This is a genomic window from Stenotrophomonas sp. NPDC077421 (assembly GCF_049545505.1).
Lineage (GTDB): Bacteria > Pseudomonadota > Gammaproteobacteria > Xanthomonadales > Xanthomonadaceae > Stenotrophomonas > Stenotrophomonas nematodicola.
The window spans coordinates 25,487-48,547 of record NZ_JBMWDP010000023.1; the positions used below are offsets into that span (position 1 = coordinate 25,487).

Below are 23,061 nucleotides of genomic sequence, written 5' to 3' on the forward strand. Positions count from 1 at the left end.
CATGGCCCGTCGCAAGCACCACGAAGAGCATGCCAACCACGAGGCCTGGGCGATCCCCTATGCCGATCTGATGACGCTGCTGCTGGCCTTCTTCGTGGTGATGTACGCCATCTCCTCGATCAACGAGGGCAAGTACCGGGTCATGGCCGATGCACTGACCACCGCCTTCGGGGGCGCGCCGCGCACCATCAACCCGGTGCAGGTGGGCAACCAGCAGGTCCAGGGCGGCGGCTGGGACAGCCCGTCGGTGATCAAATCGGGGACCAGGATCGGCCCGTCCGCACCGGCGCCGTCCAACGACCCCACGCTGCTGCCGGCGATGGCCTCGCAGATGCGCATGCCGGTCTCGGTGCACAACCAGGAACAGCTCAAGCGCGCCGAGCGCCAGCTCAACGGCATCGCCGACCGTCTCACCGCCACGCTGGCGCCGCTGATCGAGCGCGGCATGATCACCGTGCGCCGCACCGAACTGTGGATCGAAGTGGAGATCAACAGCGACATCCTGTTCACCACCGGCTCGGCCACGCTGGACGTGCATGCACGCGACACGCTGTCCAGCCTGGCCAAGGTGCTGCATGACGCACCCAACGGGGTGCGCGTGGAAGGCCACACCGACAATGTGCCGATCGCCACCGCGCTGTTCCCGTCCAACTGGGAACTCTCGGCCGCGCGCGCCGCCAGCGTGGTGCATCTGTTTGCCGACCAGGGCCTGCAGCCCTCGCGGCTGGCGATGGTCGGCTATGGCCAGTTCCGTCCACGCGAAGACAACGCCAGCGCCGAAGGGCGCAACCGCAATCGCCGGGTGATGGTGATCATCCTGGCCGACACCTCCCAGGGCGTGGACCCGATCGGCCCGCAGCTCACCGCCGATACCGAACGCGCCGTACCGGCCACCGCTGCCGCGCCCTCCCGCTCCACCGTTTCCCCCATCGCGCCGGTGCAGTTGCCACCGGTGCCGGCTGGCAGCCGCGTCGGCGCCGCCGCCCCCCCTGCAATGAAGGAGTGAACCGCATGCGTATCTGGGCCATTGCCAATCAGAAGGGCGGCGTGGGCAAGACCACCACCACCCTCGCGCTCGGTCGCGGCCTGGCCGCGCTCGGCCACCGTGTGCTGCTGATCGACCTGGATCCGCACGCCTCGCTGACCCGCGCGTTCGGTGTGGCGCTCGATCCGCCGCCGCAGGGCGTGCTGGAACTGTTCGCCACCCCGCCGGCCGAGCTGTCCGCGCTCGCCCATGCCACCGCCATTCCGGGGCTGGACCATGTCTGCGCCCAGGCGGCGCTGGCCACCCTGGAGCGCCGCAGCGCCAATCAGCCCGGGCTCGGGCTGGCGTTGCAACAGGCGCTGACCCGGCACCACGGCCAGCACGACTACATCCTGCTCGACTGCGCCCCGACGCTGGGCCTGCTGATGATCAACGCGCTGGCCGCCGCCGACCGCCTGATCATCCCCACCCAGGCCGAACCGCTGGCGCTGCACGGCCTGGACGGCATGGTGCGGACCGGTGAGATGGTCGAGCGCTCGCGTCGCCGCACGCTGCCGATGTCGATCCTGCCGACGCTGTTCGACCGCCGCACCCGCGCCGGCCACGAGACCGTCAAGCTGATGCAGGAACGCCACGGCCAGCGTGTCTGGGAAGATGCGATCCCCGTGGATACCCGCATCTGCAACGCCGCCAGCCTGACCGTGCCGTCGCAGTCGGACGACTACCCCGGCCGCGGCCTGGCCGCCTATCGCCGCGCGCTGGAATGGATCCTGGCCGACGACGCCCAGCAGATGGAGCGCGCGGCATGAGTACCACCGGCGTGCTCGACGACTATCTGGAGCAGCTGCTCGGCGACGCCGTCCCCACCGCGCCCGTCGTGGCGGCAGCGGCTCCGCCCGCCGTGGAGGAGGATGATGCCGGCGGCGTCGCGCAGGCGATCAGCGCCGAGTTCGCACGCCCCGAGGCGCAAGACGACGTCCTGGCCACCGCTGCCGCATTCGAGACCCCCACCGCGCCCGGCGCACCGGCCAACCTCGCACTGCTCGACGAGCTGATGAACGATCCCGCGCTCGGACCGGTCCAGGCCGCACCCGCGCAGGACACCCCCACCGCGCCCGGGGCACCGGCCAACCTCGCACTGCTCGACGAGCTGATGAACGATCCCGCGCTCGGACCGGTCCAGGCCGCGCCCGCGCATGACACCCCCACCGCGCCCGGGGCACCGGCCAACCTCGCACTGCTCGACGAGCTGATGAACGACCCCGCGCTCGGACCGGTCCAGGCCGCGCCCGCGCATGACACCCCCACCTCGCCCGGCGCACCGGCCAACCTGGCGCTGCTCGACGAGCTGATGAACGATCCCGCGCTCGGACCGGTGATGTCGCCTGCACCCGAGTCAGCCGCGCGTCCGGGCTGGGACGACCTGCCCGACGAGGTCCTGCACGACAGCGCGCCGCCGGCCGTGGTCGCGCGTGCAGCCGAACCGGCTCCCGCGCCCACGCCGACCCCACCGCCACCGCCGCCATCTGCGGTACCGGCCCCGGTCGCACGCGCGACGCCAACGCCCCTGCCACGCCCGGCCGCGCCGCCGGCGCCGCGCGGCGGCCGCCCCAACAGCTGGGAGGAACTGCAGGCGCAGGCACGCGACCCCGCCTCCAGCCCGCGCGAGAACCGCCGCGCCAGCGAACGCACCTCGCGCTGGCTGCGCCTTCGCTGCGGCACCCAGGCCTATGCACTGGAACTGCTGAAGGTGCAGGAAGTGGTGCTGCCCGTGCCGCTGCTGCCGTTGCGCGGCACCGCGCCGGCGATGCTGGGCATCATGAACCTGCGCGGCCAGGTGGTCCCCGTGATGGACCTGGGCATCCACCTGGGCAGCGGCCCGGCCGCCAACGATGCCAATACCCGCATCGTGGTGCTCGAGGAAGACGGCGAAACGATGGGGCTGCGGGTCTCGGCGGTGGAAGACGTCGCCAACCTCACCGACTCGCAGATCGAACCCCCCGACACGGCCCGCATCTGCCAGATCTCCAACGACCTGTTCCGTGGCGTCGCCCGCGTCACCGCCCAGCCGATGATCCTGCTCGATGCCACGCAGCTGCTGAACTGACGGCAGGCCCGACGCACCGGGCCTAAAGGTTCCCCTCACGGGGCCGTTATCAACCTCGGAACCGTTTGTCCGGAGCAACGATGAGCACTGTGGCCCTGGGTGGTGATCTCGGTATCGAGACCAGCACCGAGCTCAAATCCCGCCTGGCCCCTTTGGTGGACCAGGCTGGCGCACTGACGCTGGATGCCAGCGAAGTCAGCCGTATCCATACCGCAGCAATGCAGGTCCTGTGCGCATTCGTCGACGCCCGCCGCCAGGCGGGCCATGCGACCGGATTCGACGGTTGCACTGCAACCTTCCGTGACGCCGCGCGCCTGCTCGGCGTCACCCAGGCCCTGGGCCTGGATGCACCCCATGACAACCTGAAATCTGTGGAGAACGCTGCATGAGCGCACGTATCTTGGTGGTGGACGATTCGGCGTCAATGCGCCAGATGGTCTCATTCGCCCTCACCTCGGCCGGCTTCACCGTCGAAGAAGCCGAAGACGGTGCGATCGCACTCGGCCGGGCCAAGGGTCAGCGCTTCAATGCGGTGGTCACCGACGTCAACATGCCCAACATGGACGGCATCTCGCTGATCCGCGAACTGCGCCAGCTGGCCGACTACAAGTTCACGCCGATGTTGATGCTGACCACCGAGTCGGCCGCCGACAAGAAGTCCGAAGGCAAGGCCGCCGGTGCCACCGGCTGGCTGGTCAAGCCGTTCAATCCCGAACAGCTGGTCGCCACCGTACAGAAAGTGCTCGGCTGAGCCTCAGCCCGCTTCGCTTCCGCCCTCCCCCTTCCCGCAACCGGACCCAACGCACCATGAGCATGGATCTGCAACGTTTCCACGCCACGTTCTTCGAAGAAAGCCGCGAAGGGCTGGATGCGATGGAGGCCGGACTGCTGGCACTCGAATCGGGCCAGCAGGACCCGGAGATCATCAACTCCGTGTTCCGCGCCGCGCATTCGATCAAGGGCGGCGCAGGCACCTTCGGCTTCGACGCGATTGCCGGGTTGACCCACGTGCTGGAAACGCTGCTGGATGAACTGCGCGCCGGCAAGCGCGCACTTGAACCGGCCGCCGTGGACGCCATGCTGTCCTCGGTGGACGTCCTGCGGGCCCTGCTGCGCGAAGCCGAACATGGCCAGCCCGCCGATCCGCAGGCGGTAGCCAACGTCAAGGCGCGCCTGGAAGCCGTGCTGTCCGGACAGGCCGTGGCCACTGCCGCCCCGGTTGCCGCCGCGCCGGTGGACGATACGCCGGAAGCCTGGCAGATCGGCTTCGTACCGGCGCCGTCGCTGTTCATGAGCGGCAATGATCCGCTGCGCATCATCCGCGAGCTGGAGCACCTGGGCTCGCTGCAGGTCGCCGCGCGCATGGAGCGCCTGCCCGGGTTTGCGCAGCTCGATCCGCTCGAAGCCCACCTGGCCTGGGACCTCGGGCTGGTGGGCAAGGTCCCGCGCAGCAAAATCGAAGACACCTTCGCATGGGTGGTGGACGACTGCGAACTGGACATCCGTCCGGCTGCGCCGCCGAGTCTGGCCACCAGCGCCCCGACGGCACCGGCAGCGGCCACCGCCCCCGCAGCGGCAGCCGCACCTGTGGCCGCCGCTGCCGCAGCGCCGGCCGCCGCCGCGCACGAAGCGGAAACCTCGATCCGCGTCGCCGTGGAAAAAGTCGACGCGCTGATCAACCTGGTCGGCGAACTGGTCATCACCCAGGCCATGCTCAAGCAGGTCTCGCACGCCCTGGACCCGGTCCATGCCGAGCAGCTGTTCGCCGGTCTGGACCTGCTCGAGCGCAACACCCGTGACCTGCAGGAAGCCGTGATCGGGGTGCGCATGCTGCCGGTGGACGCGGTGTTCCGCCGCTTCCCGCGCCTGGTCCGTGATCTGTCCTCGCGTCTGGGCAAGCACGTCCGCCTGCGCACCATCGGCGAAGGCACCGAACTGGACAAGGGCCTGATCGAAAAGATCGCCGACCCGCTCGTGCACCTGGTCCGCAACTCGATCGATCACGGTCTGGAAATGCCCGACGTCCGCCGCGACGCCGGCAAGGACGAGACCGGTACGATCACCCTTGCCGCCTCGCACCAGGGCGGGCACATCGTCATCGAAGTCAGCGATGACGGCCGCGGCCTGAACCGCGACAAGATTCTGTCCAAGGCCGTCGAACGCGGCCTGAGCGTGCCGGACAACCCCACCGACGCACAGGTCTGGGACCTCATCTTCCAGCCCGGCTTCTCCACCGCCGATGCCGTCACGGATCTTTCCGGGCGCGGCGTGGGCATGGACGTGGTCCGCCGCAACATCCAGGCACTGGGGGGCGAAGTGCAGCTGGAAAGCCAGGCCGGCAACGGCACCCGCGTGCTGATCCGCCTGCCGCTGACCCTGGCCATCCTCGACGGCATGACCGTGTCGGTGGCCGGCGAAACCCTGATCCTGCCGCTGGCCTATGTGCTCGAAGCCCTGCAGCCGCAGGCCGAGGACGTCCGCACGATGGCCGGCGAAGGCCGTGTGCTGCGCGTTCGCGGCGAGTACCTGCCGATCCTTTCGCTCAGCGAGTACTACGGCTACAGCGGTCGCACCAAGGACGATTCGCTGGTGGTGGTGGTCGAAGGCGATGGCCAGAAGATCGCGCTGGAAGTGGACGAACTGGTCGGCCAGCAGCAGGTGGTGGTCAAGAACATCGAGAACAACTACCGCCGGATCAGCGGTGTTTCCGGCGCCACCATCCTGGGCGACGGCCGCGTCGCGCTGATCGTGGATATCGGCGGCCTGGTGCGCTCGCTGCGGATGCCGCAGGCGGCGTAACGCGCGCGTATCACCGGTGAATGCACGCCCCCGCCACGCGCGGGGGCGTTCTGTTCTTCGCGCCCGGGGCGACGGCATCACGCGCCCCGCGATCGCCCCACGGAGCGCCGGCCGCTGGCCGGCATCACACGTTCTCTGACGCGCCGGGCAGCGTCCGTCGCTCGACGTTGCCCGCCCGCGTCCTGACGGGGCGGGGTGCGACCGCTGGCCGGCACAACGCATTCCGGGAGGTCGTTCTCTGCTCGCCTGGAAGTGTGACGTTGATTGGCATCGATACGTTGGCGTACAGACGCGCCGTCGCCAGCCGCGCCGCCGATTCCCCGCCGTTGCTGGCGCCTGCACCGACTGCGATACCCACAGCGCGCCGAAAAAATGTGACATCCAACACTCAAGTTGCGGCGGCACAGCGCCGTTATCCCGGAAGAGCGTTGACACCGTCGTCACACCGCCCGCGCCCCACCCCACGTTCCGCCACGCCCCTTGCGCCCAGCACCCCACGGCTGTGCACCCCGCCCTGCCCGGAGTTCCGACCATGAAGTGGTTCCACGATCTGCCCATCGCCCGCAAGCTGGCGGTGGGATTCACCCTCACCACCCTGATGACCGTCGTTCTCGGCGTGTTCGCCCTGGTCCGCCTCAACGCTGCCAATGCGCAGTTGGCCGCAATGGCAGGCAACGACATCCCGTCGGTGCAGCACCTGGGTGAAGTGCGCTCGCAGCTCGGCGAATTCCGCACCTATGAAATGGCGCAGGTCAGCATGTTCGACCAGCCCGAAAAGGTCGCCGACTACAACACGCGGATGGACAGCACCGCCAAGATCGTGCGCGATGAACTCGCCGCCTACGCCGCGCTGCCGGCCGGCGACCGTGAGCGGGCGCTGTCCAGGAAAGTGTCCGCCGATGTGGACGCCTACTTCCACGCCAATGCCGAACTCCGCGCCGCCGTGGCCGCCGGTGACGGCGCGCTTGCGCGGCAGATCTCCGACGAGAAGTCGCGCCCCGCCCGACGCACCCTGTTCGATGACCTCAAGGAGCTGGGTGCGTTCAGCAACAGCCTGATGGAAAGCAAGATCGCCAATGCCAATGCCGTCCATCGCACCAGTGTGATCGCCATCATTGCCTGCATGGTGCTGCTGTCGCTCGTGGCCGTCGCGCTGGCCCTGGTGATCTCGCGGGCGATCACCCGTCCGCTGTCGCAGGCGGTGCATGCGATCAAGTCGGTGGCCCGCGGCGACCTGAGCGTCACCATCCGCGCCACCGGTGCCGATGAAGCCGGCCAGATGCTGGCCGCCACCAGCGACATGACCACCATGCTGCGCCGTTACTCCGACGAAACCCGCCAGATGGCCGCGATGCACGCCGGTCCCGACATCTCCCATCGCATGCCGGTCGATTTCCCCGGCGTCTACGGTGAGCTGGCCGTCGGCACCAACACCGTGGTGTTCGACCACCTGGATGCCATCAAGGACGCCATCGACATCCTCAACCAGTACGCCGCCGGTGACCTGTCGCAGAATGCGCGCCGCCTGCCGGGCAGCCGCGCGATCCTGCACGAATCGATGGACGCGGCCAAGGCCAGCCTGCTGGCGATCAATACCCAGATCCAGACCCTGGCCCAGGCAGCGGCGGCCGGCGATTTCAGCCAGCGCGGCGACAGCCTGCGTTTCGAGCACGACTTCCGGGTCATGATCGAAAACCTGAACACGATGATGGAAGTGGCCGACGGCAATCTGTCGCAGTTGTCGCAGCTGCTGCAGTCCATCGCCAACGGCGACCTGACCGCCCGCATGCACGGCGAGTTCCACGGCGTCTTCGCCAGCATGCGCGACGATGCCAATGCCACGGTTGCCCAGCTGACCCAGATCGTCGGACGCATCCAGCAGGCCTCGTCCAGCATCAGCACGGCAGCCGGCGAGATCGCGTCGGGCAACAACGACCTGTCGCGCCGTACCGAGCAGCAGGCGGCCAACCTGGAGGAAACCGCCGCCTCGATGGAGGAACTGACCTCCACCGTGCGCCAGAACGCCGAACACGCCCGCCAGGCCAACCAGCTCGCCATCGGCGCGCACACCGTGGCTTCGCAGGGCGGCGACGTGGTCGGCCAGGTGGTCAGTACCATGCACGAGATCGACGCGTCCTCGCGCCGTATCGCCGACATCATCACGGTCATCGACGGCATCGCCTTCCAGACCAACATCCTGGCGCTCAACGCGGCCGTGGAAGCGGCGCGTGCCGGTGAGCAGGGTCGCGGTTTCGCCGTGGTCGCCAGCGAAGTGCGCACCCTGGCGCAACGCTCGGCCAGCGCCGCCAAGGAGATCAAGGGTCTGATCGACGAGTCGGTCGGCAAGGTCGCCGAGGGCTCGCAGCTGGTCAACCAGGCCGGCGCCACGATGGGCGAAATCGTCGCCTCGGTGCAGCGTGTGACCGACATCATGGCGGAGATCTCGGCAGCCTCGCAGGAGCAGTCCGCCGGCATCGAGCAGGTCAACCAGACCGTGGTGCAGATGGACGAAACCACCCAGCAGAACGCCGCGCTGGTGGAAGAAGCCACCGCCGCCGCGCGGGCGATGGAAGAACAGGCCGGCCATCTGACCGATGCGGTGGCGCTGTTCAAGCTCGACGGCCAGGCCGCCTCCGCGCCTGTGGCACGCCCGACGGTGGTCGCTGCGTCACCGGCACGCCCGGCCGGCGCCGCACGTCCGCGCCCGGCCGCTGCCCCACCGCGCCGCGCGCCGGCCCGCGAGCCGGCACTGGCCAACGACACGGAGTGGCAGGAGTTCTGACGCCGCACCGATCCTCGCATCGCGTCTGATCCGACACCCCGCCCCGGCGGGGTGTCGTCGTTCCGATCCAGCCCTGTCGATATTCGCCCTACATAAATGTGATCTGATGCCGATAAACGGACTGAGCCCCGGGATCGTGTGATGCCGGCATCCGCCCAACCCAGCAGATTCCATGTCCGAAGGCAGCCTTCCCGCACACGACGGAACCCATGCCGCGCCCGACCCGGGTACGGATGACAAGTACCTGGTCCGCAACCCCCGGCAGATCCGCCAGCTGCTGCAGGCGCTCATCGACCAGCGGTCGCTGATCAATGCGCACATCGACGGCCGCGACCAGTCGTTCCCCACGGCGGTACTGGAACTGGACGAGGACGAGGACGAACTGCTGCTCGACGGCAGTCCCTCGGAAACCTCCAACCGCGCCGCCGAGGCGGCCGATCACCTGCTGTGCTTCGGCCAGCTTGAACGGGTAATGGTCCGCTTCCGCCTGGATGGCCTGGTCCGCATCCACAATGAAGGCCACGTCGGCTTCCGCGCCCCGTTCCCGACCGAACTGGTGCACCTGCAGCGGCGCGAGCTGTACCGCCTGGAGACGCCGATCACCGACTCGCCCAAGCTGGTCCTGCCCGTTGATGACGACCGCAGCGAAGCGCTGACGATGCGCGTGGTGGACATCAGCGGTGGCGGCCTGGCCGTCACCGTGACCGAAGACTGCCCGGTGTTCGGCCTGCAGAAGCGCTACGACGGCTGCCGCCTGGAGCTGCCCGACAGCAGCCCCATCAACGTGTCGCTGGTGGCCTGCAACATGCGCGCGCAGAAGCTGCCCAACGGCGTGGAGATGAAACGCGTCGGCCTGCGCTTCGACGCACTGCCGCGCGGCGCGGACAGCGCGATCCAGCGCTACATCTTCCGCATCGACCGCCAGCGCAAGGCACGCAGGAACGGCGAAAGCTGAACGGCGGCAGCCCCCGCTAAAGTCGTTCCGTCCCAGGCCGATATCCAGCGTGACGCCCGGTTTTTCGACCGCCACGCCCGACCCAGGATTGCCTCCATGAACGACAAGAACAGCAGCGCCGCCAGCTCCGGTGGCGAGTACCTCAGCTTCACCCTCGGCGCCGAGCACTACGGCGTGGACATCCTCAAGGTGCAGGAAATCCGCGGCTACGACTCGGTCACCCGCGTGCCGGATGCCCCGGACTACATCAAGGGCGTGATCAACCTGCGCGGCACCATCGTCCCGGTCATCGACCTGCGCCTCAAGCTGCGCCTGGAAAACGCGCGCTATGACGCCTTCACCGTGATGATCGTGCTCAACGTCGAAGACCGCGTCGTCGGCATCGTCGTGGACAGCGTCTCCGACGTCATCCCCCTGAGCGCCGAGCAGATCCGCCCGACCCCGGAGTTCGGCGCCGCCGTGGACACCCGCTTCATCTCCGGGATCGGTACCCAGGACGATCGCATGCTGATCCTGCTCGACATCGAGACCCTGCTGGACAGCGCCGACATGGGCCAGGCAACCACCCTGGACGACGTCGCCGCCTGATGACAGACCCGCGGCCGCCGCGCACTGCGACGAAGGTCGACATTGACCCTTCAGTTCCCGCGCGCGTGGCCGATAGCTGGAATCAGGACCCGGCTGTGCTGGACACCCCAAGGCCGGGCCAACTTGTCCACATCCTCCGGAGAACCATCCGATGAAGTCCCTGTTTGCGCTGTTTTCTGCTGCCGTGCTCGCCACCACCGCCTCGTCCGCCTTCGCCCAGACGGCCGAAATGATCCCGCCGGAAATGGCCCCGCGTGCAGTCGGCAAGGACGGCATGGTCTGCGGCAAGGTGGAAAAGGCACGTTACGCCGAAGGCTCCGAAGGCCAGCCGACCTTCCTGTACATGGGCGGCGCCTTCCCGCGCCACACCTTCTCGGCCCGCATCGCCGGCGCCAACCGCAGCAAGTTCAGCTTCCCGCTGGAAACCCTGGAAGGCAAGACCGTGTGCGTGATCGGCAAGATCGCCCGCGATGCCTCGCGCGCTGAAATCGAAGTCAGCTCGCCGGCCGGCCTGAAGCTCGCCAACATCAAGTAATTCGCTGTACGCCATGCCACGCCGGCGCTGGCCGGCGTGGTCGCTGCAACCGGGCACGATGCCCGGACGCGTTTGCCACCGGAGACCGCACCGCCCATGCCGTGGATCAACAACCTCAAACTGATGCCCAAGCTGATGCTCACCTTCGGTGTCATCCTGCTGGTGATGCTGCTCCAGGGCATCGTGGCCTATCGTGGCTTGTATTCGCTCAACAACGTCACCACCGAGCTGGCGGGTCACCGGATGGAAAGCATCCGCATGGCTGGCGAAATCCGTGGCATGGTCGGTGAGTATCGCAACTCCGCCTATCAGGGTCTGATCCGCGCCAGCGACGACGTCAAGGCCGAGGCCAAGACGCGTGCCACCGATCTGCGCGGCAAGATCGACGCCTCGATCAAGAAGTACCCGGCGCTGATCGACAACCCGCAGCAGAAGCAGCTGTTCGACACCTTTGCCAAGGATTGGAACGCCGCCTTGGCGTCCTATGACTCGGTCACCGAGATGCTCGAGCTGGACCTGCCGGACGATGCGGTCGACACCTTCGTCGGTGAGACCCGCACCAGACACCGCAAGGCCTCCGCCGCGCTCGAAGCGCTGATCGCCGAGGACAACCGCCTCGCCCGCGCCTCGCGTGAAGAAGCCGAATCCACCTACGCCGCCTCCGCCACCCTGACCGTGATCGCCCTGCTCGGCGGCGCGGCGCTGGGCCTGGTGCTGGTGTGGCTGTTCGCCCGCTCGCTGGTGGGCAGTGTCCGCGGCGCCGTCTCGGTGGCCAACGACGTGGCCGGCGGCAAGCTCGACGGCCACATCGATGTCACCCGCAAGGACGAAGTGGGCGACCTGCTGCAGGCCATGCAGCGCATGCAGCGCGACCTGCGCGAGCGGACCGAGACCGACCAGGCGATCGCCCGCGAGAACCTGCGCATCCGTACTGCGCTGGACTACAGCTCCACCGGCGTGTACCTGACCGACGACAGCCTCAACATCGTCTATACCAACCGCGCCCTGCAGCACACGCTCACCCGGTACCAGGACGAAATCCGCAAGGACCTGCCGGACTTCGATGCCGCCACCTCGCTGATCGGCAAGCCGGTGACCGTGCTCGAACACGGCAACGAGATGGACCAGCGCACCTTGAGCCAGCTCAAGGAGCATGGCGTCAGCCGCCGTCCGATGCAGTTCGGCGACGCCCAGTTCGCGCAGGTGGTCTCCTCCATCGCCAACGAGCAGGGCGACACCGTCGGCCACGTGGTCGAATGGCGCGACCGCACCCCGGAAGCCGCCGTCGAAGCCGAAGTGGCCCGCGTCATCGCCCAGGCCGCCGCCGGCGACCTGTCCGGCCGCATCGATGACGCCGGTAAGGAAGGCTTCTTCCTGCAGCTGGCCCAGCAGATCAACGGCCTGCTCGAAGCCAACGCGAGCAGCATCGACCAGGTCTCCGGCCTGCTTGCCGCCCTGTCGCAGGGCGACCTGAGCGCACGCATGCACGGCGACTTCCACGGCGTGTTCGCCCGCATGCGCGACGACGCCAACGCCACTGCCGAGCAGCTCAGCGGGATCGTCACCCGCATCAAACAGTCCAGCCAGGCCATCAGCTCGGCCGCGAGCGAAATCGCCACCGGCAACAGCGACCTGTCGCGCCGCACCGAGCAGCAGGCGGCCAACCTGGAAGAAACCGCCGCCTCGATGGAGGAACTGACCTCCACCGTGCGCCAGAACGCCGAGCACGCCCGCCAGGCCAACCAGCTCGCCATCGGCGCGCACACCGTGGCCTCGCAGGGCGGTGAGGTGGTCGGCCAGGTGGTCACCACCATGAGTGCGATCCAGACCTCGTCCAGGAAGATCGCCGAGATCATCTCGGTCATCGACGGCATCGCCTTCCAGACCAACATCCTCGCGCTGAACGCGGCCGTGGAAGCGGCGCGTGCCGGTGAGCAGGGTCGCGGTTTCGCGGTGGTCGCCAGTGAAGTGCGCACCCTGGCCCAGCGCTCGGCCGGCGCGGCGAAGGAAATCAAGGGCCTGATCGACGACTCGGTCGGCAAGGTCAACGACGGGTCGGCGCTCGTGCACAAGGCCGGTGCCACGATGGGCGAGATCGTCGCCTCGGTCCAGCGCGTGACCGACATCATGGCCGAGATCTCCGCCGCCTCGCAGGAACAGTCGGCCGGCATCGAGCAGGTCAACCAGACCGTGGTGCAGATGGACGAAACCACCCAGCAGAACGCCGCGCTGGTGGAAGAAGCCACCGCCGCCGCGCGGGCGATGGAAGAACAGGCTGGCCACCTCAGCGATGCCGTGTCGATCTTCACGCTGGACGAGCGCGACCTGGCACCGGCACCGGTCGCCGCCCCGGTCGCTGCCGCACCGCGCCCGATCCGTTCGACGCCGGCGCCGGCACCGGCTCGCCGTGCGCCGAACCGGCCGGTCGCCACCGAACTGGCCGACGGCGACTGGCAGGAGTTCTAAGCGCGTCGCGCCGGTCAACGACTGAACCGCGAAAGGCTCCGGTGCGAAGGCACCGGAGCCTTTTTCCTTTGCGGCGTCCGCGCCATCCGCCTGCAACCTGAATACGCTCAGCCTGCACACCTCAACCGCAGCCGTTCGCGGCCGATAACTGCATTGCCGCGACACGTTCGCCGACCAACGATGCCATGCCCATGACCTTGATCAGCCGCTGGAACCAGTACTTCTCCAACCTGTCCGTCCGTCGCAAGCTCAACCTGCTGACGGCGCTGATCGCCGTGGGCGTCATCGCCCTGGCGGTGATCGCCGCCCGCATGCAGTACCTGGACCTGACCGACACCCGCAAGGACAGCCTGAAAATCCAGGTCGAACTGACCTACGGCATCCTGGACCACTACCATCACCTCGCCGAAACCGGCGAGCTGACCGACGCGGCGGCCAAGGAGGCCGCGCTGCTGGCGCTGGACCGCATGCGCGCCGACAACGACGCCTACTACTACAGCGTCTACGACACGCAGTACCGCGTGCTGATGCATCCGTTCCGCAAGGACCTGATCGGCAAGGACATGAAGGACTTCCGTTCCGAGGACGGCGTGCGCCTGTTCTACGACATGGTCGGCATGGCCCGCCTGGGCGGCGGCGTGGTCTCCTACAAGTGGGCCAAGGCCGGTGAAGAAGGGCTGTTCGACAAGTCCTCCTATGCCGGGATGTACGCCCCGTGGCAGTGGGTCATCAGCAGTGGCGTGTACATGGAAGACGTGCAGCAGCAGGCGCTGGTGTTCACCGCCATCATGACCGCCGCCGGCGGCGCGCTGGTTCTGATCGTCCTGGCCCTGAGCTGGCTGATCGGCAACCGCATCACCCTGCCCCTGCGCCAGGCCACCACCGTTGCCGAGAGCATCGCGCGCGGCAGGCTGGACAGCCGCATCGGCGAGCAGGCCCACGATGAGCCCGGCCGCCTGCTCGAGGCCATGTCGCGCATGCAGAGCCAGCTGCACGGGGTCATCACCGCCCAGCGCGACATGGCCCGCCGCCATGACGCCGGCGAGGTCAGCTACCGCATCGACGAGAGCGCCTTCCCCGGCGAGTACGGGCTGATGGTGCATGAGACCAACACCCTGGTGGGCGCCCACGTGCAGACGATGGAGGCGGTGCTGGAAGTGGTCAAGGCGTACGCGGTCGGCGATCTGCGCGCCGACATCGCGCGCTACCCTGGCGAGAAGGCAGCCATCACCGCCACCGTGGACACGGTCAAACAGAATCTGGGCAGCATCAATGCCGAGATCAAGCGGCTGGCAACGGCCGCGGCGGCCGGCGACTTCAGCCAGCGCGGCGACAGCACGCGGTTCGATCACGATTTCCGCCTGATGATCACCAACCTCAACGCCATGATGCAGGTCAGCGACGAGAACCTGGGCAAGCTGTCCGCGCTGCTGTCGGCCATTGCCGAGGGGGACCTCACCGCGCGCATGCAGGGCCGGTTCGAGGGCGTGTTCGCCACCATGCGCGATGACGCCAACGCGACCGTCACGCAACTGACCCGCATCGTCGGCCAGATCCAGGAGTCGGCCAGCAGCATCAACCAGGCTGCCGGCGAAATCGCCACCGGCAACAGCGACCTGTCGCGCCGCACCGAACAGCAGGCGGCCAACCTGGAAGAAACCGCCGCGTCGATGGAGGAACTGACCTCCACCGTGCGCCAGAATGCCGAACATGCCCGCCAGGCCAACCAGCTCGCCATCGGGGCGCACACCGTGGCTTCGCAGGGCGGTGACGTGGTGAGCCAGGTGGTCACCACCATGAGTGCGATCGAAGCCTCGTCCCGGAAGATTGCCGACATCATCTCGGTCATCGACGGCATCGCCTTCCAGACCAACATCCTCGCGCTGAACGCGGCCGTGGAAGCGGCGCGTGCCGGTGAGCAGGGTCGCGGTTTCGCCGTGGTCGCCAGCGAAGTGCGCACCCTGGCCCAGCGCTCGGCCGGCGCGGCGAAGGAGATCAAGGGCCTGATCGACGACTCGGTCGGCAAGGTCAACGACGGGTCGGCACTGGTGCACAAGGCCGGTGCCACGATGGGCGAGATCGTCGCCTCGGTGCAGCGCGTGACCGACATCATGGCGGAGATTTCGGCGGCCTCGCAGGAACAGTCGGCCGGCATCGAGCAGGTCAACCAGACCGTGGTGCAGATGGACGAAACCACCCAGCAGAACGCCGCGCTGGTGGAAGAAGCCACCGCCGCCGCGCGGGCGATGGAGGAGCAGGCCACGCAGCTGGCCGATGCCGTGTCGATCTTCCGTCTGGACAACCAGGTGGCCGCGGCGGTCAGCGCGGTGACCGCGCGCATCAGCCGTGCCGCGCCGCAGCCGGTACGCAGCACGCCGGCCCGCACCGTGGCCCCCGCCGCCGGGCCCGCAGCGCATGCGCCACGTGCCGCGCTGCCCCGCGACGACGGCCATTGGCAGGAGTTCTGAGCCGTGTCCACGCCTCCCCCCGTTGTGGCCACCTCGCAGGCCGGTCGCGAGTTCGAGTTCGCCGACCGCGACTTCCGCCGCATCTGCGACCTGATCTACCAGCGCGTCGGCATCTCGCTGGCGCCGGCCAAGCGCGACATGGTCTATGGCCGCCTGTCGCGCCGCCTGCGCGCACTCGGCATGCGCAGCTTCCACGACTACCTCGACCAGCTCGAAGCCCACGGCGGCGACGAATGGCAGGCGTTCACCAATGCGTTGACCACCAACCTGACCGCCTTCTTCCGCGAGCCGCACCACTTCGAGAAGCTCACCGACGAGCTGCGTGCGCGCAGCGGCCACGGCACGCTGCAGTTGTGGTCGTGCGCGGCCTCCACCGGCGAGGAGCCATACTCGATGGCGATCACCGCCTGCGAGACCTTCGGCACACTCAAGCCGCCGGTGCGCATCCTGGCCACGGACGTGGACACCCAGGTACTGGCCACCGCCAGCCGGGGCGTCTATGCCATCGACCGCGTTTCCGGACTGGACCCGGCCGTGCGCAAACGCTATTTCCAGCGCGGTACCGGCCCCAATGAAGGCCACTGCCGCGTGCTGCCGGCGCTGCGCGAGCTGATCGACTTCCGCCCGCTCAACCTGCTCGCCCCCCGCTACGACGTCGGCGGCCCCTTCGACGCCCTGTTCTGCCGCAACGTGATGATCTATTTCGACAAGCCCACCCAGCGCGGCATCCTCTCGCGCCTGATCCAGCACATGGGCGACGACGGCCTGCTCTACACCGGCCACTCGGAGAACTACCTCCACGCCGCCGACCTGATCCAGCCCTGCGGGCGCACCCTGTACAAGCGCGCACCCGGAGCCCCGGTATGAACCAGGCCGCACGCAGCGACGAAGTGATGCGCTACTTCGACAGCCGCTTCCAGGTCACGGCGGCCAAGCTGCTGCCGACCCAGTATCTGGCCGTGGACGACACCACCGCCCTGACCACCACGCTTGGCTCGTGCGTGGCCGCCTGCCTGCGCGACCCGGTGCTCAAGATCGGCGGCATGAACCACTTCCTGCTGCCCGAGGGCAACGTCGGCGATGGCGCGCCTGCGCGCTACGGCAGCTACGCGATGGAACTGCTGATCAACGACCTGCTCAAGCGTGGCGCGCACCGCAAGCGTCTGGAAGCCAAGGTGTTCGGCGGTGCGAACGTGCTCAAGGGCTTCACCAGCAACCCGGTCGGCACCCGCAACGCGGAGTTCGTGCGCCAGTACCTGCAGGCCGAGCACATCCCGATCATCGCCGAGGACCTGTGCGGCATCCATCCGCGCAAGGTGTGGTTCTTCGCCGATAGCGGCCGTGTGGTGGTGCAGCGCCTGCCGCACGCGCACGAAGCGGAGGTGGCCGCCACCGAATCGGCCGTACGCGCACGCCTGTCGCGTGCGCCCGTCACCGGCGGCGTGGAGCTGTTCGAATGACCGTTGGCCCGCCCTGCAAAGTCCTGATTGTCGACGACTCGGCCGTCGTCCGGCAGATGCTCAGCGAAATCCTGGCCAGCGATCCCGGCATCGAGGTGGTCGGCACCGCGGCCGACCCGTTGCTGGCGCGCGAAAAAATCAAACGCCTGCATCCGGACGTGATCACGCTGGACGTGGAAATGCCGCGCATGGACGGGCTGGCGTTCCTGGAGAATCTCATGCGCCTGCACCCGGTGCCGGTGGTGATGATCTCCTCGCTGACCGAGCGCGGCGCCGATACCACCCTGCAGGCACTGGCGCTGGGTGCGGTGGACTTCGTGTCCAAGCCGAAGCTGGACGTGGCGCGCGGTCTGCAGGGCTACGCCGATGAGATCATCGCCAAGGTCAAGATGGCCGCCCGCTCGCGGGTACGCAGCCTTGCCCGCACCACCGTGCCGCGCATCACCCTGGAAACCACGGCCACCCCTGCCCCGCGCTCGATCCAGTTCCGCACCACCGATCGGCTGATCGCCATCGGTGCCTCCGCTGGCGGTACCGAAGCGCTGCGCGTGGTGCTCGAAGGCCTGCCTGCCGACGCACCGGCCGTGGTGATGACGCAGCATCTGCCCGCGACCTTCAGCAGCGCGTTCGCCGAGCGTCTGGACCGGCATTCGGCGATGTCGGTACGCGAGGCCAGCGACGGTGAAGCCGTGCTCCCCGGCCATGCCTACCTGCCCCCGGGCGGCAGGCACCTGCGCGTGATCCGCGACGGTGCGCGCTGGCGTTGCCGGATCGACGACGGCCCGCCCATCAACCGCCACAAACCGGCGGTGGACGTGCTGTTCCGTTCGGTGGCCGAGAGTGCCGGTGCCAATGCCATCGGCGCCATCCTCACCGGCATGGGCGACGACGGTGCACGCGGCCTGCTGGAGCTGCGCAATGCCGGCGCCCCAACCCTGGTCCAGGACGAAGCCACCAGCGTGGTCTGGGGCATGCCCGGCGCGGCCTACAAGCTCGGCGCCGCAGAGGAAATGGTGCCGCTGGAGCGCATCGCCGAACGGCTGATGGCGTTGGCGCGCGGCTGATCCCCATCGGCCGGTGTAGACTGCGGAAACTGAAGGAGCAAGACCATGCATGGACCCTGCCATATCCTGGGTGGGCTGCTACTGGGCGGCCTGTTGATGACAGGCCCTGCCGGCGCACAGGGAAAGGCCCCCGCTGCCGACGCGCGCGTGCGCATCTTCGGCCAGAATGGCCAGGCCATCACGATGTACACCAACGCGGCCTGCCGGGAGGTCTACGACAACCGGGTGGATATCGCCCGGTCGACCCATCTGGTCCTCAACACGATGATGAGCGGTGCGCCGGCAAACGTGTCGCTCGGCATGCCGCAGACCGATGCCGTGCGCAACATGAAGAGCGTCATGTTCTCCCGGCCCAGCTATGAGGAGTACAGCGTTGCCAGTGGCCAGCCGCTGATCTTCGACGCGCGGGTCGCCAACACCAACGACTACCGCTGTTCAGGCCCGCTGACGCTGCAGTTCACACCCGAGCCGGGCAACGATTACGAGATCCAGATGACCACCGCCGACCGGATCTGCCGGTTCGGAGTGAGGCGCGTGGCTGCCGACGGCAGCGTGCAGCCGGAAGCCTTCACATTGCCGCCGGAACGCTGTGAAGCACCCGCACCCGCCCAGGCCGTCGTGCCGGCGCCCGCCGCCGTGGACAAGACCCCTGCCGAAACGGTGTCCCCTGCGCCGGCCGGCGGCCCGCTGCGGGACTGGACGCGGACCGTGGAGGTGGTGGCGGGCCTGGACCCCAGCCAGGAAGGCGGCGACGAAGGCGCCCTCCCGCTGCGCCTGGTGACGCGAGGCAGGATCGCCGGCGCACAGGTGGGCGCACTGGCGCTTGCGTACTTTGGAAACGGAAAGCTGCAGCGGTTCGCCAAGACCACGCCGCGCGGCAGCCGTATCGACACCCTGCCAAGCCCGGCGCTCTCGGACATGCCGGGGCTGCTGCGCACGCATCTCGCGCACTTCTTCCTCACCCATCCCGACGCCATCCCCGTCGAGCCCCGGACCGTCCAGAGCCTGGCGGGCGACTGGGTGCTTGCTTACGTGGAAGACTCCGGGGACACCAGTCAATACGAGCTCAGGCACACGGCCACGGTCGGATTCCGGCTCTCCGACGAGGGCGCCAGGCAGACCGCTGTCACCTGCAATGAGCGCCGCCTGGCCCCGTTGGAGGACTGGCAGGCGGATGACTACGCCAAGGTCAGGTCGGCCTCGCACGCGTTCGCCGAGCGCTGCGCGGCACGGTTTGCAACGCAGTTGCCGTCGCTGTTCCCGGCCGTCACCGCGCCCGTCCTGGCGGCGCCCGCGGCGGTCGCGCCCGAGTGAGGTGACGCGGCCGCCGCGCCCGCCGGCATCGCCAACACCAAAAAAACCCCCGGTTATCACCGGGGGTTTTCGTTCAACACATCAGCCGATCAGGCTCAGGCAGCAACCGTCTTGGCCACGTCCTGGTAATCCTCGATCTGGTCGAAGTTCATGTAGCGGTAGATGTCCTTGCTGCTGGCATCCAGCACGCCGATATCGGCCATGTACTCTTCCCTGGTCGGGATGCGACCCAGACGCGAGCAGATGGCGGCCAGCTCTGCCGACCCCAGGTACACGTTGGAGTTGCGGCCCAGGCGGTTCGGGAAGTTGCGGGTCGAGGTCGAGAACACCGTCGCGCCCTCACGCACCTGCGCCTGGTTGCCCATGCACAGCGAGCAGCCCGGCATTTCCATGCGCGCGCCGGCGGTGCCGAAGGTGCCGTAGTGGCCTTCCTTGGTCAGCTCCGAGGCGTCCATCTTGGTCGGCGGAGCCACCCACAGCTTGGTCGGAATGTCGCGCTTGCCTTCCAGCAGCTTGGCGGCCGCACGGAAGTGGCCGATGTTGGTCATGCACGACCCGATGAACACTTCATCGATGGCCGCACCGGCCACGTCCGACAGCGTCTTGACGTCGTCCGGATCGTTCGGGCAGGCCACGATCGGCTCGTGGATATCGGCCAGGTCGATCTCGATGACGGCGGCGTACTCGGCGTCGGCATCCGGCTCCAGCAGCGCCGGGTTGGCCAGCCAGGCCTCCATCTTCTCGATGCGGCGCGCCAGCGAACGGGCGTCCTGGTAACCCTCGGCGATCATCCACTTCAGCAGCGTGATGTTGCTGGTGAGGTACTCGATGATCGGCTCCTTGTTCAGGCGCACCGAGCAGCCGGCGGCCGAACGTTCGGCCGACGCATCGGACAGTTCGAACGCCTGCTCGACCTTCAGGTCCGGCAGGCCTTCGATTTCCAGGATGCGGCCGGAGAAGATGTTCTTCTTGCCGGCCTTGGCGACCGTCAGCAGGCCCGACTTGATCGCGTACAGCGGAATCGCGTTGACCAGGTCGCGCAGGGTCACGCCGGGCTGCATCGTGCCCTTGAAACGCACCAGCACCGATTCGGGCATGTCCAGCGGCATGACGCCGGTGGCGGCGGCGAAGGCGACCAGACCCGAGCCGGCCGGGAACGAAATGCCCACCGGGAAACGGGTGTGCGAGTCGCCGCCGGTGCCGACGGTGTCAGGCAGCAGCATGCGGTTGAGCCAGCTGTGGATCACACCGTCGCCCGGACGCAGCGAGATGCCGCCACGGGTGGAGATGAACTCCGGCAGGGTGTGGTGGGTCTTGACGTCCACCGGCTTCGGGTAGGCGGCGGTGTGGCAGAACGACTGCATCACCAGGTCGGCCGAGAAGCCCAGGCAGGCCAGGTCCTTCAGCTCGTCGCGGGTCATCGGGCCGGTGGTGTCCTGCGAGCCCACCGAGGTCATCTTCGGTTCGCAGTAGGTGCCCGGGCGCATGCCCTTGCCTTCCGGCAGGCCACAGGCGCGGCCCACCATCTTCTGCGCCAGCGAGAAGCCCTTGCCGGTATCCGGCGGGTCCATCGGCAGACGGAACAGGTCGGTCGGGGCCAGGCCCAGCGCTTCACGCGCCTTGGCGGTCAGGCCGCGGCCGATGATCAGCGGAATGCGGCCACCGGCGCGCACTTCGTCGAACAGCACGTCGGACTTGACCTTGAACTCGGCGATGACCGCACCGTCTTTCAGTGCCTTGCCGTCGTACGGACGCAGTTCGATCACATCGCCCATGTTCATCTGCGACACGTCGAGTTCGATCGGCAGCGCGCCGGCGTCTTCCATCGTGTTGTAGAAGATCGGCGCGATCTTCGAGCCCAGGCACACGCCACCGAAGCGCTTGTTCGGAATGAACGGAATGTCTTCGCCGGTGAACCACAGCACCGAGTTGGTGGCCGACTTGCGGCTCGAACCGGTACCGACCACGTCGCCCACATAGGCGACCAGGTGGCCCTTGTCCTTCAGCGATTCGATGAACTTGACCGGGCCGCGCTTGCCGTCTTCTTCCGGCTCGATGCCATCGCGCTTGTTCTTCAGCATCGCCAGGGCATGCAGCGGGATGTCCGGGCGGGTGGTGGCGTCCGGTGCCGGCGACAGGTCGTCGGTGTTGGTTTCGCCGGTGACCTTGAGCACGGTGATGGTCAGGCTCTGCGGCACTTCCGGCCGGCTGGTGAACCATTCGGCATCGGCCCAGCTCTGCAGCACGCCCTGGGCGTTGGCATTGCCGGCCTTGGCCTTTTCCTGCACATCGTGGAAGGCATCGAACACCAGCAGGGTGTTCTTCAGCGCATCGGCGGCGATCGCGCCGACCACGGCGTCGTCGAGCAGCTGGACCAGCGGGGCGACGTTGTAACCGCCGAGCATGGTGCCCAGCAGTTCGGTGGCGCGCTCGCGGCTGATCAGCGGATTGGTTTCGCTGCCGAGGGCGATCGCGGCCAGGTACGAGGCCTTGACCTTGGCGGCATCGTCGACGCCGGCCGGCACGCGGTGGGTCAGCAGGTCGAGCAGGAACTCGGCCTCGCCCGCGGGCGGGTTCTTCAGCAGTTCAATGACGTCGGCCGTCTGCTGGGCGCTCAGCGGCAGCGGCGGGATGCCAAGCGCGGCGCGCTCGGCTACGTGGTGGCGGTAGGCTTCCAACATGACAACTCCCGGGTGATTCTTTGCAGAATGCGGTTGAATACAGCGGTGAAAAGGGCGGGCTCAGGCTTGCGGCACGATCAGCTTCAGGCCCTTGAAGTAGTCGCGGTAAAACGTGTCGTTCCAGGTGATCAACCCGTCGCACTGCAGCAGTGCGTGCGCGCCGACCATGAAGTCATCGATGCCGCGCTTGCCGGTGCCGCGCTGGCGGTGGCGGCGGTGCATTTCGCCGGCGCGCAGGGCGGACTTGGCTTCCAGCGGGCTGAAATGGATACCCATCTCCTCCAGCGCTTCCTGCACTTCGGCGCCGCCGCGCAGCGCGGCGCAGATCTCGGCCAGCACCACCCCGCAGATCACCACGCGGCCACCCACCAGGCTCTGGCGCAGGCAGGCTTCCACGGCATCGGCCTGCGGGCCGTTGCTGAGCAGTTCGATCAGGATCGGGGAATCGACGGCAATCATGCGCGGCTCATTCCTCGTCGCGGACCGCATCCACGGCGGCCTGCGCCGAGTCGAAGCCATCCAGCGCGAACTTGCCGCGGGCACGCGAGATGGCATCGTCCACGCTCTTGCGCAGGATGATGCGGCTGCCCTCCAATTCGACCTTCAGCTGAGTGCCCTTGGTCAGACCCAGCGCATCGCGGACCGCCTTGGGCAAGGTGATCTGTCCGCGTTCTGCAACGGTGGCTTCCATCGGTACGCCCTCCAAAGTATGCACAAATTATACATACTCCAGGGGGCATACTTCCACCCTCACCCCGCTTCGTCCCGCCCCCGGGCCTTGCAGGGCATAAGGATACGCAGCGACCCATGACATCAGCGATACATATCTCCATGTAGCCTGAGACCCGATGCCGCAG

At 68.0% G+C, this 23,061-nt stretch carries 19 protein-coding genes; 16 read left to right on the forward strand and 3 right to left on the reverse strand.

Features of this window, described 5'->3' with window-relative positions; genetic code table 11:
- Position 1: 1 nt before the first annotated feature.
- The 16 genes from motD to ACPEH1_RS13260 all read left to right on the forward strand — a co-directional run bounded on the left by motD (position 2) and on the right by ACPEH1_RS13260 (position 19,523).
- Positions 2 to 1,006, forward strand: coding sequence for a flagellar motor protein MotD (gene motD / locus ACPEH1_RS13185; protein WP_017357457.1), 1,005 nt, complete (start codon positions 2 to 4; stop codon positions 1,004 to 1,006).
- Between the two features lie 5 nt (positions 1,007 to 1,011).
- Positions 1,012 to 1,794: a ParA family protein gene (locus ACPEH1_RS13190; protein WP_136004050.1), complete on the forward strand. Its 783-nt coding sequence runs from the start codon at positions 1,012 to 1,014 to the stop codon at positions 1,792 to 1,794.
- The gene (locus ACPEH1_RS13195) at positions 1,791 to 3,092 is read left to right on the forward strand and encodes a chemotaxis protein CheW (protein WP_423715906.1); all 1,302 of its coding nucleotides are present in this window, start codon (positions 1,791 to 1,793) and stop codon (positions 3,090 to 3,092) included. The genes ACPEH1_RS13190 and ACPEH1_RS13195 overlap by 4 nt, the downstream gene beginning before the upstream one ends.
- Positions 3,093 to 3,172: 80 nt before the next feature.
- A complete protein-coding gene (locus tag ACPEH1_RS13200; RefSeq protein WP_136004046.1) occupies positions 3,173 to 3,481 on the forward strand; it encodes an STAS domain-containing protein in 309 nt (102 codons plus the stop codon).
- Positions 3,478 to 3,843, forward strand: a complete 366-nt coding sequence (locus ACPEH1_RS13205; protein ID WP_136004044.1) for a response regulator — start codon at positions 3,478 to 3,480, stop codon at positions 3,841 to 3,843. Before ACPEH1_RS13200 ends, ACPEH1_RS13205 begins: the two co-directional genes overlap by 4 nt.
- A 56-nt stretch (positions 3,844 to 3,899) precedes the next feature.
- Positions 3,900 to 5,891, forward strand: coding sequence for a chemotaxis protein CheA (locus tag ACPEH1_RS13210; protein ID WP_136004042.1), 1,992 nt, complete (start codon positions 3,900 to 3,902; stop codon positions 5,889 to 5,891).
- 532 nt (positions 5,892 to 6,423) lie between these two features.
- Positions 6,424 to 8,673 carry a methyl-accepting chemotaxis protein gene (locus ACPEH1_RS13215; RefSeq protein WP_423715907.1) on the forward strand — a complete coding sequence of 750 codons (2,250 nt, stop codon included), beginning with the start codon at positions 6,424 to 6,426 and terminating at the stop codon, positions 8,671 to 8,673.
- A 172-nt stretch (positions 8,674 to 8,845) separates the two neighbouring features.
- Positions 8,846 to 9,628, forward strand: coding sequence for a flagellar brake protein (locus ACPEH1_RS13220; RefSeq protein ID WP_423715908.1), 783 nt, complete (start codon positions 8,846 to 8,848; stop codon positions 9,626 to 9,628).
- A gap of 96 nt (positions 9,629 to 9,724) precedes the next feature.
- Positions 9,725 to 10,216, forward strand: a complete 492-nt coding sequence (locus ACPEH1_RS13225) for a chemotaxis protein CheW (RefSeq protein WP_017354388.1) — start codon at positions 9,725 to 9,727, stop codon at positions 10,214 to 10,216.
- Positions 10,217 to 10,367: 151 nt separating this feature from the next.
- Positions 10,368 to 10,751 (forward strand): hypothetical protein, encoded by a 384-nt coding sequence (locus tag ACPEH1_RS13230; RefSeq protein WP_017354387.1) that lies wholly within the window; start codon positions 10,368 to 10,370, stop codon positions 10,749 to 10,751.
- Between the two features lie 96 nt (positions 10,752 to 10,847).
- A complete protein-coding gene (locus ACPEH1_RS13235) occupies positions 10,848 to 13,217 on the forward strand; it encodes a methyl-accepting chemotaxis protein (RefSeq protein WP_136004039.1) in 2,370 nt (789 codons plus the stop codon).
- A gap of 191 nt (positions 13,218 to 13,408) precedes the next feature.
- The gene (locus ACPEH1_RS13240; protein WP_136004037.1) at positions 13,409 to 15,685 is read left to right on the forward strand and encodes a methyl-accepting chemotaxis protein; all 2,277 of its coding nucleotides are present in this window, start codon (positions 13,409 to 13,411) and stop codon (positions 15,683 to 15,685) included.
- 24 nt (positions 15,686 to 15,709) lie between these two features.
- Positions 15,710 to 16,552 carry a CheR family methyltransferase gene (locus ACPEH1_RS13245; protein WP_017356390.1) on the forward strand — a complete coding sequence of 281 codons (843 nt, stop codon included), beginning with the start codon at positions 15,710 to 15,712 and terminating at the stop codon, positions 16,550 to 16,552.
- On the forward strand, positions 16,549 to 17,145 hold the full coding sequence (cheD, locus tag ACPEH1_RS13250) for a chemoreceptor glutamine deamidase CheD (RefSeq protein WP_136004035.1): 597 nt from the start codon (positions 16,549 to 16,551) through the stop codon (positions 17,143 to 17,145). The genes ACPEH1_RS13245 and cheD overlap by 4 nt, the downstream gene beginning before the upstream one ends.
- Positions 17,142 to 18,209, forward strand: a complete 1,068-nt coding sequence (locus ACPEH1_RS13255; protein WP_017356392.1) for a protein-glutamate methylesterase/protein-glutamine glutaminase — start codon at positions 17,142 to 17,144, stop codon at positions 18,207 to 18,209. Before cheD ends, ACPEH1_RS13255 begins: the two co-directional genes overlap by 4 nt.
- Before the next feature lie 45 nt (positions 18,210 to 18,254).
- On the forward strand, positions 18,255 to 19,523 hold the full coding sequence (locus ACPEH1_RS13260; protein ID WP_423715909.1) for a hypothetical protein: 1,269 nt from the start codon (positions 18,255 to 18,257) through the stop codon (positions 19,521 to 19,523).
- Between the two features lie 95 nt (positions 19,524 to 19,618).
- Here ACPEH1_RS13260 and acnB read toward each other — a convergent pair whose 3' ends face one another.
- From acnB to ACPEH1_RS13275, 3 genes are read right to left on the reverse strand one after another with little or no spacing between them, the layout of a single operon-like run.
- On the reverse strand, positions 19,619 to 22,204 hold the full coding sequence (gene acnB / locus ACPEH1_RS13265; RefSeq protein WP_017356394.1) for a bifunctional aconitate hydratase 2/2-methylisocitrate dehydratase: 2,586 nt from the start codon (positions 22,202 to 22,204) through the stop codon (positions 19,619 to 19,621).
- 60 nt (positions 22,205 to 22,264) lie between these two features.
- Positions 22,265 to 22,663, reverse strand: coding sequence for a type II toxin-antitoxin system VapC family toxin (locus tag ACPEH1_RS13270; RefSeq protein WP_136004029.1), 399 nt, complete (start codon positions 22,661 to 22,663; stop codon positions 22,265 to 22,267).
- A 7-nt stretch (positions 22,664 to 22,670) separates the two neighbouring features.
- Positions 22,671 to 22,895 carry an AbrB/MazE/SpoVT family DNA-binding domain-containing protein gene (locus ACPEH1_RS13275; RefSeq protein ID WP_017356396.1) on the reverse strand — a complete coding sequence of 75 codons (225 nt, stop codon included), beginning with the start codon at positions 22,893 to 22,895 and terminating at the stop codon, positions 22,671 to 22,673.
- Between the last annotated feature and the right edge of the window lie 166 nt (positions 22,896 to 23,061).